Genomic DNA, 13,945 nt, shown 5'->3' on the forward strand with positions numbered 1-13,945 from the left:
GTCTTGTTTTCACTGTTCCATTCTCCTTGTCTGACTATAAAGTAATCAGTTGCCTATGAGTTATAGATGCAGCGATACAAGTGGGACAGTCAGTAATTTGGAATAGGGTGATTGAGGAAATCGAATACCAAGCTGGGGTACACCAAATATCGGCGTATGGGCAAAGCAAAACGGCCAGAAGGGGAGAGGCTTCTGGCCGTTAACGTCAATTAACTCGAGGAGTTGACTTAGAACTTATGTTCCAGACCAATACCGAAGTAGTTGTCTTTCTTTGTAGCTTCATCCAAGTCGCGCTGGGTGTAGAACGCGAATAGTTTGGTTGGGCTAGCTAGTTTGTAGTCAGCACCGATAGACGCAGCTTTGCCTTTGCGTTCCATGTCTTGGTACTGAACTTTCAAAGTTACCGCGTCGATTCCGTAGGCTGCGCTTAGCAAGTAGCCTTTGTCCGACTGGTTTTTCTTAACAGTACCGTCGTCGTTAAGCGTGTCGTTTTGTTCTTGCTGCTGGTACATACCACCTAGCTTAAAGCCGGCAATTTTGCCTTGAACCGTACCGCGCACAATGTCGTAGCCTTGAACCGTGTTGTCGTAGGCCAAACCAGCGTAGATTGGTGTTTTCTTAAGGCCGGAATCGCCGTACATCACTGCGGCAGAAAAACCGTTTACAGTCTCGTTCTTAACCGCGTCAACCTGCTTGTTTGAGTTCTCGCCAACCCAAGTAATACCCGCCTTAAGACCAGAGAAAGTTGGAGTTACGTAGGTCAGAGTTTGTTCTGCGCGAACTTCGCCTTTGAACAGGTTTTTCAAGTCGCCAGAGATGTCGTTGAACTGGTCCACTTTACCTTGAGACTTCTTAAGCATGGTGTCATTGCGACCTACGGAAATTGCGCCGAAATCGCCGCGAAGTCCCACGAACTGGTTGCGAGCTTTGAAGTTTTCCTTGGCACTTGAGCTGGTGTCGACTTCGTACTCAACGGTGTAAAAGGCTTCCAATTTAGAGTTGATTTCAAAGTCACCTTTCACACCCAAACGCGATGCATTTGACTGGATGGTGGCGCTGTTTTCCCCAGCGACATTGTTGTTTTGTACGGTGACGTTTAGCTTGCCGTAAACGGTGACTGGCTCGGCGGCTTGAGCAGAAAACGCGGCAGCGACAAATGCTGATAAAATCAGTGGTTTGGAAAGATTTGGCATGGTTACCTCGATAATTTTAAAGTGCTGTAAAGCGCAGGTTGCAGCGCTTTGGATTTGTTGTGATGAAATTATGACAGCGCCTTTTTTTATCGAATTCAACGGGCTTGTTTTGGTTCTTAGAGACGCTCTGCAAACTTGAATGCGAGCGTCTGGTCTGACGTGTTAGCGCTCGAAAAATGTAGCGAAAACGTGCGCTAAACAAGGTTTTTGATTGAGAAAAAGCGAGGGTTGGCGAATGAATTACCGAATCGGCCGCGCAGGATTGTTCCGACTTCGCGGTAACCGTAAATTTTCATCTAGCGACGAATTTTGATGTTTTCTATCATCTAGATTAGAGCTTGCTACAACACGCGTTTTTGGATTTTTGAGGCAGGTCTAAGTTTTTCTTCAGCGCCTTAATACGCTTGTAATAATTTGATCTACCCCAAAGAAATATATTCTTTTAAATATATATTTAGATTCAGATATATGGAAAAGAGTATATACCATGAGTCAAAACAAGCTGTTTCAAATGCGGCGTCGTGGCTTTCTAAAAGCCACTACCGCCTCTGGAGTATTGAGCGGTCTAACCGGCGGGTTTGCTTTCAATCCTATGATGGAAGCCATCGCTGATGAGCTACCAAAAGTCGATTTGCGCACCAACACAGGTACCTGGCTTCCAACCACCTGTCAGGGCTGCACATCTTGGTGTGCTAAGCAGATCTATGTGATGGACGGACGCGCGATTAAGGTTCGCGGTAATCCCCACTCAAAAATTCACAACACCGCTAGCTGCCCACGCCAGCATTTGGGCCTTCAGATGGTTTACGATCCGGATCGGATTAAAACTCCTCTACTGCGAACGAATCCTAAAAAAGGCAGAAACGAAGATCCCAAGTTTAAGCCGATTAGCTGGGACCAGGCCATGGACTTGCTGGCAGAGAAGATTTTGGCGCTGCGCGCTAAAAACGAATCGCACAAGTACGCTTTGCTACGCGGTCGCTACTCCCACGTGAACGACCTGCTATATAAGCAGATGACAGGCATGATTGGCTCGCCAAACAACATATCTCATAGTTCTATCTGTGCCGAGGCCCATAAAATGGGGCCTTACTACATGGATGGCAACTGGGGATACAACCAGTACGATGTGAAAAACACCAAGTACATTTTGTCTTTTGGTGCAGACCCGATTGCCAGTAACCGTCAGGTGAGCTTCTACTCAAGTGCCTGGGGCGACACGCTAGACCAAGCCAAAGTGGTGGTAGTTGACCCTCGTTTGTCGGCAACAGCCGCCAAAGCCCATAAGTGGATCCCAATCGAAACCGGCCAAGACTCAGCACTGGCGCTGGCGATTGCTCACGTAGCTTTGGTTAAAGGCTTGTGGCACAAACCATTTGTGGGTGATTTCAAAGACGGCAAAAACCGCTTTATGGCCGGCAAAGCTGTCGAAAGCACTCAGTTTGAAGAGATCCACAGTTACGGCCTAGTCGATTGGTGGAACTTGGCGCTAAAAGACTATACCCCTGAGTGGGGTGAGTCGATTACTGGCATTCCAGCTGCCGATATCGTGGAAATGGCCACTGATATGGGTAAAGCGGCACCAGCGGTGCAAGTGTGGACCGCCCGTGGTGCTGTGATGCAGACCCGAGGCACCTATACCTCGATGGCTTGCCATGCGCTTAACGGCATATTCGGTGGTATTGATAGTAAAGGTGGCTTGTTCCCCTACAACAAGGTGCCGCTGAACAAGAGCTTCCCAGACTCTAAGCCATATATGGATGCGGTAGCTAAGAAAGGTAAAAAAGCTGAGAAGATTGACCAGCGCGGTCGTCTTGCCATGCCGGCTCTGAAGAAAGGTAAGTCAGGTGGTGGGGTAGTAACGGATAACGTTGCTAACGCCATTAACGCCGCAGACCCTTACAACATCGAAGTCATGCTGGCCTACTTTAATAACTTTGTGTTTGCCGGTACCGAAACCAAGCGTTGGGAAGATGCCTTGTCTAAGGTGGATTTCATTGCCCACGTGACCACCAACATCTCTGAGTTCAGTATGTTCTCTGACTTGTTGCTGCCTGCATCGCACCACATGTTTGAGAAATGGGGCGTGCTCACCGCCTCAGGCAATGGACACGCCACGGCGTCGATTCAAAAGCCAAACATCAAGCGCATGCACGACACGCGTCAAGACGAAACCGAAGTGCCTTATATGCTGGCCAAAAAGCTGGCAGAGAAAGGATTCGACGCGCCATGGCGCTACATTAATGAACAGATTCTAGACCCAGAGACCGGTAAGCCTGCCAAGGATGCCGAAGAGTTTGCCGAGATCTGCGTTAAGTACGTGACAGCACCACTGTGGAATGAGGATGCCTCTAAGTACGGTGACAAATTGTCTGGCTGGGATGAGTTTGTAGAGAAGGGTATCTGGAATTCGTCCCCATACCCGTATCAAAAGCGTTGGGGTAAGTTCAAAACCAAAACTGGTAAGTTCGAATTCTACTCTAAGTCGCTAGAGAAGGCCTTTACCGCCCACGCCGACAAACATCAGGTAACCCCTGATGAAGCTCTGACCGCCTGTAACTACACCAATCTCGGTAAAGTTGCTTTCGTTCCCAACTATCAGGCACCAGAGCGCGACGGCGATGCCAACGAGTTTCCACTTTACTTTGTCGACCAAAAGGCAAGACTCAACCACGAAGGACGTTCAGCCAACAGCCCTTGGTACTACGAGTTTAAAGACCTAGACCCAGGTGATGACAACAACGCTGATGTAGCCAAGATCAACCCAGTTGATGCTCACAAACTTGGTCTGAAAGACGGCGATCCGATTCGGATTGTCAGCACTGTCGGCGCTATCGAGTGTACCGCTAAATTGTGGGAAGGGGTTCGGCCGGGCCACGTGGCTAAGTGTTTTGGACAAGGACACTGGGCATACGGCCGAGTCGCTTCAAAAGAGTTCGGTAAAACAGCTCGCGGCGGCAACAACAACGACATTATTCCAAACCGATACGACCGTCTAAGTGGCTCAACCGCTTTCTATGGTCACATCCGTATCCGTATCGAAAAGGCTTGAGGTGAATTATGAAACTAGGAATGGTCATTGATTTGCAAAAATGCGTAGGTTGCGGCGGTTGCAACCTAGCCTGCAAAACTGAAAACAACACCCCTGAAGGGGTGGCATGGAGCCATCACATTAGCCAAACCACGGGTAAGTTCCCCGACGTTAACTACAGCTATGTGCCGACTATGTGTAACCACTGTGACAACGCGGCCTGTGTTGAAGTCTGTCCTAAAGACGCCATGTACAAGGCAGACAACGGTTTGACTCTGCACGACATCGACAAGTGTATTGGTTGTCGTCGTTGCGAGCGCGCCTGTCCTTATAAAGTAATTAGCTTTAATAAAGGGGCACCGCACCGCAACTGGCAAGATGACACGCCGTTACTCGAAGGTGCGACTTCTTCACCGAAAGAAGTATTGCAAATCACCGGCGCTAAGAACTCTCCGACAGAGAACCCGGAGCGCGGTGACACTTATGCGGTGACTCGTCCACGTCGTACCATTGAGAAGTGCACCATGTGCGATCACCGTCAGAATGTGGGGCTTAAGCCGGCCTGTGTTGAAGCGTGTCCATCTGGCGCACGGGTGGTGGGTGATTTAAGCAATCCTGACAGCGAAGTATCACGCTTGATCCGCATGCACCAAGGGCGTCCACTGATGCCGGAAGCAGGCACTAAGCCGAACGTTTACTATATTCGTTCGTTTGGTGTTAGAGCGAGCTGACGATTAATCGCAAATGAAACAAAAAAGGCATCCGAATGGATGCCTTTTTGCTACTCGAGTTGGTGGGTAGTGTGTGGTTTGTAGTAGTTAAACAGCCACGTCTTGGTGCCTTTGGGTGTGATCCTAAGGTAAAGGCTATCGCCATCGTTTAGATTGTATTCTTTCTCTTTAGGCTTGGCAGTTTTAACTTTGGTATCTGTGAGTCGATTGCGAGCCATAGTAACACCTCGATCGTAACAAGCTAATGTTACAATCATAGACCTTGTTACGCTCTCTGTTACATTTCTTTCTGGATTTTGTTACATCTTGCCGGACTGCGATAGATACAAAAAAGCCGCTAAACCTTTGTTTTAACTAGGTCTAACGGCTTTCTTAGGACTTCCTAGGAAGTGTATTTGGTGGAGACGGCGGGGCTCGAACCCGCGTCCAAAAAACCTACATCCTCGGCGCTACATGCTTAGTTTGTCTATTGGTTAACCAATGGCACTCCGACAAACAGGATTAACATTGGCGAGCCTGGTACTGTTTCGCGGTTCAACCCCAGGCGGGTATCCCTCGCTATCGCGATGTAGGGTGACCATCGAATCCACTGCCCATGCGAAAGACTTGTGGGTGATGGCTAGCGAGCCTAAGCTGCTAGAGCGTAGTTATCGTCGTTTGCAACTATAACAATGCGGCTTTTTACGAGGCCAACCGCCCCTCGGCATGCTCCTAGGGTTTCGCGAATCTTGTCGAATCCAAAATCGTCCCCAGAACGACAATCATAACTCAAGCGAGTCTGGCTATAAAGTGTTAGCGAGCTGAATCTAGTGAAATTAACGCCCAACTGCACATTCTTCAGCCAGAGCCTGCAACCAAAAAGCCCATAAACAAAAAAGACCGCAAACAAAGTGTTTGCGGCCAAACTCGTGAGCAAGTCGAGTTAAGTGGAAATAGCCAGCCACCGCTTGGGAGACCGATGGCTGGCGATTGCGCTAGCGTTTGCTACTGTATTTAGCAGCGTTTTCACCGGCCAAGCGACCGAAGGTAACGATGTCCGAAATCGCGTTTCCGCCTAGGCGGTTAGCGCCGTGAACACCACCAGTGGCTTCACCCGCTGCGAACAGACCTGGGATGGCTTTGCCTTTGGCGTTCAATGCTTCTGCCGCAGGGTCAATCTTGATGCCACCCATGGTGTGGTGAACACCAGGACCAACTTCAATGGCGTAGAAATTACCTTGGTTTAGCTCGGTCGGTAGGTTCTGACGCTCAAAGTCTTGGTCTTTACCGGCGGCAACGTTTTGGTTGTAACGCTGAACGCTGGCAGTCAGGTTGGCGCCATCCACTTCGATGATCTTAGCCAATTCGTTCAGGCTAGAGGCCGAAGGTACTACGCCCAGTTTGATGTACTTCTCGATTTTCTTCAGAGACTTACGCACTGAATCATCGAACACCAAGAACGCAGTTTTGCCTTTTTGCTGCAAAATGGCCGCGGCCGCTTTGTCGCGAGTGGTTAGTTCGTTAACGAAACGCTTCCCTTCGCGGTTGATAAGAATCGCACCGTTACCACGTACTGCTTCGGTAACCATCACGCCGCCCTTGATAGACAGAGTTGGGTGAGCTTGGATGTACTCTAGGTCAACCATTTCAGCACCGGCTTCGGCCGCTACGTCCAGACCATCACCAGTAGCACCAGCGTGGTTGGTGGCGATAAAGCCTTTCAGTTTTGGATCTAACTCAGCTACGCGTGGGTTGTTGCGACCAAAACCACCGGTTGCGATAACCACGGCGTCGGCTTTCACCCAGTAGTATCCAGTGTATTGACCTTTAACCAACAGACCTTTCACGGCACCTTTGTCGTCTTTTAGCACTTCGACGGCACGAGTGTTAAGGCGCAAGTCGATGTCGCGTTTAACTGAGTTGTCGTAAAGCACTTGAATCACGTGCGCGCCAACACCAGCACCACCGGTTGGACGGTGACTGCGGTTAACCGATGCGCCACCCATACGACCTACGTCGTTCAAGTCTGCGCCAAGGCCTGTCAACCAATCGATTGAGCTTGAAGAGTTGTTAACCAGTACGTCTACCAAAGCGGTGTCGTTAAGGTTGCGACCGCCTTTCATGGTGTCAGACTTCATCGACTCTAGGCTGTCTTTAATGCCTTTGGCCGCTTGTGGCTTGGTCACAGCAGCGTTCATGCCGCCGGCTGCCAGCTTAGCGTTACCACCGATGACTGGCTCTTTTTCTACCAGCATCACTTTGGCGCCAGCATCAAAGGCAGCTACTGCGGCTGAGAAGCCTGCACCACCACTACCGATAACCAGAACGTCGACTTGACCAGCCGCTGGAGCCGCTAGTGCTTTGGCGCGCTCATCAGCATCTTTCTTAAGCTCAGCAATGGTTGGCTCATTGCGCTCCCAAGTGCCTTGGTAAGGCATGTCAAATTCAAAGCTGTGGCAAGAATCACAGTAGTTCAAAGACTCTTGGTGACCGGCGTGACAAGTAGTACACGAGGTGTCGCCTGGGAAGTGAGAGTCGTGGGCGTTGTAGTTGTTGCGCTGGGTGGTCTCGGCCACTTCAGCTAGTGAACCGTGACAGGATTGGCACTGAGCATTTTCGTGGCTCAGGTTGTCGTCAGACAAGCGATTGCCATCAAGGTGGCAAGAATCACAGCTGGCCATGTCGGCGTGAGCGTCTGCTAGATAACCATTGGCTAGTGCAGAAGCGGATAGTGAGCCGCATAGCAATAGCGAGCTAACGGTTAACGCAAGGCGTTTAAGTTTCATGAGGATCTCCTTGGCCTCAAGGCCAGAACAGTCATTGGGTATTCGTTGATGACTGAGTGTTGACCTTTCCCACCTTGCTTCTCAATGGAATTCGCACTCTGAATTGAAAGAGCTTAACGCCTGTCACAAAAGCATTTTTGGCCATGCAAAATCGCATAGGTTGTCGAGCGGGGTATGCACTTTTGCATAGCGGCTCGCCAACCGTCTCATAAAATTCTGACTTTTTTGAGCTTGCCTTCAAAGGCAAATGGAAACAGTGGTTTAGCGAAAATCACAGGCGTAACTTTGTAGACCGTTAAATAATAAAACTCAACGCAAAGGGTAGTTCTATGAACAAGCGTATTCTTACCATGGCCATTGCAGCGGCCACTCTATCAACTGCAGCGAGCGCTGCTTCTCCTGACTTTTACGGCGCGATGCGTTTCGCTGTGTCTAATGCTGACACTGGCTACGCTGCCAACGGTGGTGGTGGTGCAGGCTTTACTCTGCAAGATGACAACTCTCTGGTCGGTGTTCGCGGTAAAATTGAGCTGGATGCACCATTTCAGCTAGTTTACCAAGCCGAAGTTGGTGTTCAGGGTGTGGACAGTACCAACACTCAAAAGCCTTTTTACGCTCGTGACACCTTCTTGGGTATTGCCGGTAACTTCGGTCAGCTAACCTTTGGTCGTCAGGCACTGGCTATCTGGAAATCTGAAGGTGGTGTGGATCAGTTCAACCTGACCAACGCGGATATGAACCGTTTGTTCACCGGTAACAATCGCGTGGCTGACATGATTAACTATGTGTCGCCTAAGATCGCTGGTGCTACTGTTTACGCTTCTTACCAGCTAAAAGACGACGTGTACGGCAAAGATGCAGAAGTTCCTGGTGATCTTTACTCGATTGGCGCCGTGTACGGTGACAAATCTCTAAAAGACAAGCCTTACCACATTGGTTTGGGTTACAACGCCGGCGTGAACAATGTAGAAGCGCTGCGTATTACTGGTCAAGTGGCAGTGGCTAAGCTTAAGCTAGGCGCGGTATATCAAAACTCAAAGAGCTTGGTTAACACCAACCTAGACGGCTCTGGCTTTATGTTAGACGCGGCCTACCCAATCACGCCTAAATTGTCGCTGAAAGCCCGTTACGGCCAGGACGACTCTGGTCAAGGTGTCTACATGGGTCGCATTTTGGGTGATGGCAACTTGGGTATTGATAAGTCTCAAGTTAACGCCACCAAAGTGGTTAACATGGCTATTGGTGCAGACTACAAACTTAGCAAAACCACTAAGCTATACACTCACTTCAGCCGCTATGACGCGCAAGTGGATGTGGCCAGTGCCCGCGTTTACGACGCCACTGACAACGTATTCAACTTAGGTTTGATGACCAAGTTCTAATCGTCGGTTTCAAATGAACCGATTGTAAAAACTGAATTGCAGCGGGATGGCTAGGGGTAGCCATCCAAGCTTGCGAAACGATGAGCTGGCACACGTTTCCCGTGGGCCAGCTTTGTTATTCTGAGCTGATGAGAATTGTAGTTGTATTAATTGGGTTATTGCTGAGTGTAGCCGCGACAGCCCAAGACTCGGTCACTTTTGGGGTGCATTCTAAAACAGCACCTATGGAGTGGCGTGAGAACGGCGTAGAACAGGGGTTTCACGTCGATCTCATGCGCAAAGTGACGGCCATGTCCGGTACCGAGCTGAACATTCGCCGCAAGAGCTTCTCGGCCTTGGTGGAGCAAATGGAGCTGCCGCCAACGGACGTGGATCTGATTTGTGTGGTCACGCCCATCGACTTTTCGCGTCCATTGCAGCAATCCGACCCCATTTACGCCACTCACGCCAAGGCCTTCACTCGTCAAACTAACGCTTTTATCAATAGTTGGAACGATCTGGCCGGCAAACGAGTCGCCATCAAAAAGGGCTCCTTTGTCGATGTCTATGTCAGTAATATCGACGCGCCATTTGAACGTGTGGATGTGGACTTATACGAGACCGGTTTTCGCATGCTGGGTTGGGGACGGGTCGATGTGGTGCTAGCGGAAAACTTGGTGGCGCGGCGTTTGCTGCCAAAATACCCCTTGGTGCGCAGTGCTAGCGATCCGCTGATTTTCGGCACCTTTAATTTTGTTGCCCATCCTTCGCAAAAAGCGCTAATGGAGCAGGTCAATAAGGCCATTCGCGAGCTAAAGATCACAGGTGAGTACGACACGCTTGTGAATAAGTGGTTTGGTATCGGTCGAGAGAAGGTCGACTTAATTGCCAACCAACAACGCTGGTTGCGGATTGCCATCGTGGTCGCTGTGCTGTCTGTGGTGGGCTTAGTGATTACATGGAATATGAGTGTTCACTTGCGCCGTCGCTCGTTGTCGCTGTCGTCTGAACTCAAGCAAAGAGAGGCCGCCGAGCGCGCACTGACGTCAGTCTCGCAACAGTTTCAATCCGTGCTCGACGGTATTCCTCATGGCGTCTTTCTGTTTGGCGCGGATGCCACTCAGCTGTGGAGTAATGGCAAGTATCTAGAGCAGCTATTATGCGGCAAGTTGACCAAAAATAACGGTGAGCCATTTGTGCTTAAAGACCTGTTGTCCAATGTGTCTCAGCAAGGCCAAGACAGCGAATTTGAGCTCACCAAAGACAATCAACATTGGCGCTGCCAAGCTCACCCGATTAGCTCTGGGCAAGTGGTTGTATTACTGCAACTGATCACCGAACAAAAGCGCCTACAACAAGCTCACGAGCAAGCCAGTCGGCTGGCGTCGCTAGGCGAGTTAAGCGCAGGCGTGGCCCACGAAATCAACAACCCCACTGGGCTAATTTTGCACAACATTTCCCTGTTGGCCGAAGTGATTTGCGACATAGAGCCTTTGGTAGAGCAACAACAAGCTCAAGACCCATACTGGCAGCTTGCAGGTCTGCCGCCACAAGAAGCAATGCAAGAGGCCGTGCAGGCCAGTGGCGCTATTGAAGAAGGCGCTCGTCGCATCAGTCGCATCGTCAGCGACCTTAAGCAATACGCGGCACCTGCGCCAAGAGAAGCCTTGGCAACCGTGGACCTCAACCAAGTGGTGGACGCGTCCTTGCGCCTCACCACCAATCAAACCAAACGCCATCAGCTTGTACTCGATTTAAGCCCTGAGCCTGCTTTGCTGATTGGCGATGCCAGTCAATTGCAGCAAGTGTTGATTAACCTGATTCAAAACGCTTGTCATGCCATGGCTGACGACAACGGCGAGTTGTCGATTGCCACTTGGCGTGAGGGTTACTCGATTCACCTGCGAGTGAGCGATAGCGGACGCGGAATGGAGCCTGCCACTTTGCGGCGGATCCGCGAGCCATTTTTTACCACTCGTCGAAATCAAGGCGGCACGGGCCTTGGGCTGTCGGTTAGCAGTCGCATTGTGCAAGAGCACAAAGGCAGTTGGGACATTCAAAGCAAACTCGGGCAAGGCAGCCAGTTTGAACTGACATTTCCCTATTCACCTTAATACCTCAGCTAGGAGTTAGACATGAAGTTAGCGCGCCCGGTATTACTGGTAGACGATGAAGCCCAGTGGCTACGCAGTTTGTCTATCAGTTTACGCCGCATGGTACCCGAGGCCCAAATTGATACTTGCGTGGATGGGCGCGAGGTGATGGATCGCATGGCCACTCGAGGGTACGACTTGGTCCTGCTCGACTTGACCATGCCGCATGTGTCCGGCGAGGAGTTGCTGCAGCAAATTCGCGCTAAATACCCGAATACTCGAGTCATCATTGTCACAGGTGTCAATCAAATCGATGCGGCGGTTCGCTGCATGCGAAACGGCGCGTATGACTACTTTAACAAGGCCTGCGAGGTGACTGAGCTGGTAGCCTCGGTGCGCAGAGCGCTCGAAGTGGTGGGCTTAGAATTGAGCCTGTCGCAATTGCGCCAGCACTTTTTTAGCAAGCAACTCCAGCAACCAGAAGCGCTCAACGACCTGGTCACCTGTGAGCCTAAGATGCTCGACAGGCTAAGGTATCTTGAAGCCATTAGCGTTTCACCAGCGCCTGTGCTGATAGAAGGCCCATTGGGCTCAGGTAAGCAGACTTTTGCAAAGGCGTTACATCGATTGAGCCAAGCGGACACACCGTTTCACAGCGTTAATCTCAGTGGTCAGTCTAACGAGCAAATTCAGCTGAGCTTGTTTGGCCGAGTGCCAAACGGGACAGAGCCTGCGCAACCTGGCATAGTGCAGCAAGCGCAAAACGGGCTTTTGTACCTCAGCCACGTCGACGAGTTATCGATGGAGCTACAGGGACAGTTATTAACCCTGCTAGAGCAAGGGCAGTTTTATCCGCTTGGCAGCGATCGTCCACGCGTGGCGAGCTGTCGTATTGCTGTATCCAGTCAGCAGGATCTCAAGCAGCTAGTGAGCGATGGCAGATTCCGTCAAGATTTGCTGTATCGACTCAACGGGCATCGACTGGTACTGCCCCCTTTGAGTGAACGTCCACTGGATATCGCACTGTTGATCAATCACTTTATCGACATGGCAGCCAAGGACTTGCAACGCGAGGCACCACTGTTGCCCAACGGGCTGGCTGACAAACTAAAGCACTATGAGTTTCCCGGTAATCTTACCGAACTCAAGGGTATGGTTTACGATGCGGTGAGTCGCTCCGACGAGCAGACCTTGTGCCAGTCGCCATTTTTAATGGCTATCACGGAGCAGGGAAGCGAACCGACTGCGGTGCAGATACGCTTTGGCGACGAACTACCAAGCCTAGCCCAGGCCAATCGCGCTTTGGTGATGGAGGCCATGAGTCGTTGTGCCAATAATCAATCAGCGGCGGCTAAGTTGTTGGGAATCAGCCAAAGCGCCTTGAGCCGGCGCTTGGCAAAAGAGGGTTTGCTTTAGCGGACCTTGTGCTTCATCACGCGGCTTTTCTCGATTTGCCACTCGCGCTCTTTGGTGTCTTCGCGCTTGTCGTGGGCCTTTTTACCTTTACCTAGACCAATCTCTAGTTTGACGAAGGACTTTTTCCAGTACATCGCCATCGGCACAATCGAGTAGCCCTGACGCTCTACCAGTCCTGCCAATCGGTCTAGCTCGCGACGATTGAGCAGCAGCTTGCGAATACGCGTTGGGTTGGCAATCACGTGGGTGGATGCTGTGTTGAGCGGAAGAATGCTGCAACCCGACATCCAAGCTTCGCCGTCTTTGATGTACACGTAAGCCTCGGCTAGGTTGACCTTGCCAAGTCGCAGTGCTTTTACTTCCCAGCCTTGAAGAGCTAGGCCGGCCTCAAACTTGTCCTCGATGCTGTACTCAAAGCGAGCGCGCTTGTTGAGTACTATGGTGGACGAAGGAGTGCCTTTTTTGGATTTTTTCTTTGCCATAGGGCGGCTATTATACCCATGCGTGGGCTTTTTGGTATGCCGCGCTGCCGCTTTTTGTGAGCCCGTGTTACTATTCCGGCGTTTCGAAATTTTTGAGTCCGATTGAATGCCGCAGATCTCCCGCAGCGCTCTGGTTCGTTTTAGCGCTGAGCAAATGTACGCCCTAGTAAACGACGTCGACAATTACCCAAAGTTTTTACCCGGATGCGTAGGCTCCGAAGTGCTAAGCCAAAGCGATGCGCAAATGACTGCGCGTGTTGATGTGGCCAAGTCGGGCATTAATCAAAGCTTTACCACTCTCAACAGCCTAGAATCAGGCCGAGTAATAAACATGGCGCTGCAAGACGGTCCGTTTAAGACGTTAGAAGGCCAGTGGCGCTTTTTGCCGTTGACCGAGGATGCCTGTAAGGTGGAGCTTGAACTGGAATTTGAGTTCTCCAACAAAATCGTCGAAATGGCATTTGGCAAGGTATTCAAGGAGCTGATGGGGGCTATGGTTAACGCTTTCACCGAGCGCGCAAAGGTGGTTTACAGTGGCAACTAACATCAAGGTTGAAGTGGTGTATCCGCTGCCCCATGAGCAGCGAATTTTTAAGGTTGAGTTAGCCGAAGGGGCAACAGCGCTGGATGCGATTAAAGCCAGTGGCATTGAGGAGTATTACCCTGAAGTGGACTTTGCCAGCCATAAACTGGGAATTTTCTCTCGTTTGATTAAGCCAACCGAAGTGCTTGAGAGTGGTCAGCGAGTGGAGATTTACCGCCCTTTGATTGCCGACCCGAAAGACGTGCGTCGTCAGCGTGCCGCCAAAGCGGTCGCCGAAGGTCGAGCGAACGCCACCACTGGCGCTCGTAAAAGCAGCTCTTAGCCGATAG

At 50.7% G+C, this 13,945-nt stretch carries 11 protein-coding genes and 1 other RNA gene; 7 read left to right on the forward strand and 5 right to left on the reverse strand.

All coding sequences use genetic code 11. The features are described 5' to 3' along the window. Window positions 1-227: 227 nt before the first annotated feature. Window positions 228-1,193, reverse strand: a complete 966-nt coding sequence (locus CLC93_RS10615; RefSeq protein ID WP_095506032.1) for a porin — start codon at window positions 1,191-1,193, stop codon at window positions 228-230. Between the two features lie 487 nt (window positions 1,194-1,680). Here CLC93_RS10615 and arrA point away from each other — a divergent pair, with 487 nt between their 5' ends. Beyond that, entirely contained in the window at window positions 1,681-4,245 is a 2,565-nt protein-coding gene (gene arrA / locus CLC93_RS10620; protein WP_095505938.1) for an arsenate respiratory reductase molybdopterin-containing subunit ArrA, read from the forward strand. Window positions 4,246-4,253: 8 nt separating this feature from the next. Next, on the forward strand, window positions 4,254-4,955 hold the full coding sequence (gene arrB / locus CLC93_RS10625) for an arsenate respiratory reductase iron-sulfur subunit ArrB (RefSeq protein WP_095505939.1): 702 nt from the start codon (window positions 4,254-4,256) through the stop codon (window positions 4,953-4,955). A gap of 50 nt (window positions 4,956-5,005) precedes the next feature. Here arrB and CLC93_RS10630 read toward each other — a convergent pair whose 3' ends face one another. The 3 genes from CLC93_RS10630 to CLC93_RS10640 all read right to left on the reverse strand — a co-directional run bounded on the left by CLC93_RS10630 (window position 5,006) and on the right by CLC93_RS10640 (window position 7,720). Then, window positions 5,006-5,173, reverse strand: coding sequence for an integrase arm-type DNA-binding domain-containing protein (locus CLC93_RS10630; RefSeq protein ID WP_095506033.1), 168 nt, complete (start codon window positions 5,171-5,173; stop codon window positions 5,006-5,008). Between the two features lie 178 nt (window positions 5,174-5,351). Continuing rightward, window positions 5,352-5,706: a transfer-messenger RNA gene (gene ssrA / locus CLC93_RS10635) on the reverse strand. A 223-nt stretch (window positions 5,707-5,929) separates the two neighbouring features. Next, a complete protein-coding gene (locus CLC93_RS10640) occupies window positions 5,930-7,720 on the reverse strand; it encodes a flavocytochrome c (protein WP_095505940.1) in 1,791 nt (596 codons plus the stop codon). 329 nt (window positions 7,721-8,049) lie between these two features. Here CLC93_RS10640 and CLC93_RS10645 point away from each other — a divergent pair, with 329 nt between their 5' ends. From CLC93_RS10645 to CLC93_RS10655, 3 genes are all read left to right on the forward strand, one after another. Next, complete coding sequence (locus CLC93_RS10645; RefSeq protein ID WP_095505941.1) at window positions 8,050-9,102, forward strand: porin; 1,053 nt, start codon at window positions 8,050-8,052, stop codon at window positions 9,100-9,102. Window positions 9,103-9,230: 128 nt separating this feature from the next. After that, window positions 9,231-11,195 (forward strand): ATP-binding protein, encoded by a 1,965-nt coding sequence (locus CLC93_RS10650; protein WP_095506034.1) that lies wholly within the window; start codon window positions 9,231-9,233, stop codon window positions 11,193-11,195. A 21-nt stretch (window positions 11,196-11,216) separates the two neighbouring features. Continuing rightward, window positions 11,217-12,590: a sigma-54-dependent transcriptional regulator gene (locus tag CLC93_RS10655; RefSeq protein ID WP_095505942.1), complete on the forward strand. Its 1,374-nt coding sequence runs from the start codon at window positions 11,217-11,219 to the stop codon at window positions 12,588-12,590. On the opposite strand, the gene smpB is transcribed toward CLC93_RS10655, so the two are convergent. Next, window positions 12,587-13,072 carry an SsrA-binding protein SmpB gene (gene smpB, locus CLC93_RS10660; protein ID WP_095505943.1) on the reverse strand — a complete coding sequence of 162 codons (486 nt, stop codon included), beginning with the start codon at window positions 13,070-13,072 and terminating at the stop codon, window positions 12,587-12,589. The genes CLC93_RS10655 and smpB overlap by 4 nt on opposite strands. Window positions 13,073-13,178: 106 nt before the next feature. On the opposite strand from smpB, the gene CLC93_RS10665 reads away from it, so the two are divergent. Together CLC93_RS10665 and CLC93_RS10670 are read left to right on the forward strand one after the other, a co-directional pair. Continuing rightward, a complete protein-coding gene (locus CLC93_RS10665; protein WP_095505944.1) occupies window positions 13,179-13,616 on the forward strand; it encodes an SRPBCC family protein in 438 nt (145 codons plus the stop codon). Next, on the forward strand, window positions 13,606-13,938 hold the full coding sequence (locus CLC93_RS10670; RefSeq protein WP_095505945.1) for an RnfH family protein: 333 nt from the start codon (window positions 13,606-13,608) through the stop codon (window positions 13,936-13,938). The genes CLC93_RS10665 and CLC93_RS10670 overlap by 11 nt, the downstream gene beginning before the upstream one ends. The last annotated feature ends 7 nt before the right edge of the window (window positions 13,939-13,945 follow it).

Origin of the sequence: Paraferrimonas sedimenticola (genome assembly GCF_002282855.1) — a bacterium.
In the GTDB taxonomy this organism is placed as follows: Bacteria; Pseudomonadota; Gammaproteobacteria; order Enterobacterales; family Shewanellaceae; genus Paraferrimonas; species Paraferrimonas sedimenticola.

Excerpts from the sequence above, each read along its gene's own strand:
- CLC93_RS10665 (WP_095505944.1), top strand. The coding sequence starts at position 13,179 with ATGCCGCAGATCTCCCGCAGCGCTCTGGTTCGTTTTAGCGCTGAGCAA.
- smpB (WP_095505943.1), bottom strand. The coding sequence starts at position 13,072 with ATGGCAAAGAAAAAATCCAAAAAAGGCACTCCTTCGTCCACCATAGTA.
- CLC93_RS10655 (WP_095505942.1), top strand. The coding sequence starts at position 11,217 with ATGAAGTTAGCGCGCCCGGTATTACTGGTAGACGATGAAGCCCAGTGG.
- CLC93_RS10615 (WP_095506032.1), bottom strand. The coding sequence starts at position 1,193 with ATGCCAAATCTTTCCAAACCACTGATTTTATCAGCATTTGTCGCTGCC.
- CLC93_RS10640 (WP_095505940.1), bottom strand. The coding sequence starts at position 7,720 with ATGAAACTTAAACGCCTTGCGTTAACCGTTAGCTCGCTATTGCTATGC.
- arrA (WP_095505938.1), top strand. The coding sequence starts at position 1,681 with ATGAGTCAAAACAAGCTGTTTCAAATGCGGCGTCGTGGCTTTCTAAAA.
- CLC93_RS10645 (WP_095505941.1), top strand. The coding sequence starts at position 8,050 with ATGAACAAGCGTATTCTTACCATGGCCATTGCAGCGGCCACTCTATCA.
- CLC93_RS10650 (WP_095506034.1), top strand. The coding sequence starts at position 9,231 with ATGAGAATTGTAGTTGTATTAATTGGGTTATTGCTGAGTGTAGCCGCG.
- CLC93_RS10630 (WP_095506033.1), bottom strand. The coding sequence starts at position 5,173 with ATGGCTCGCAATCGACTCACAGATACCAAAGTTAAAACTGCCAAGCCT.
- arrB (WP_095505939.1), top strand. The coding sequence starts at position 4,254 with ATGAAACTAGGAATGGTCATTGATTTGCAAAAATGCGTAGGTTGCGGC.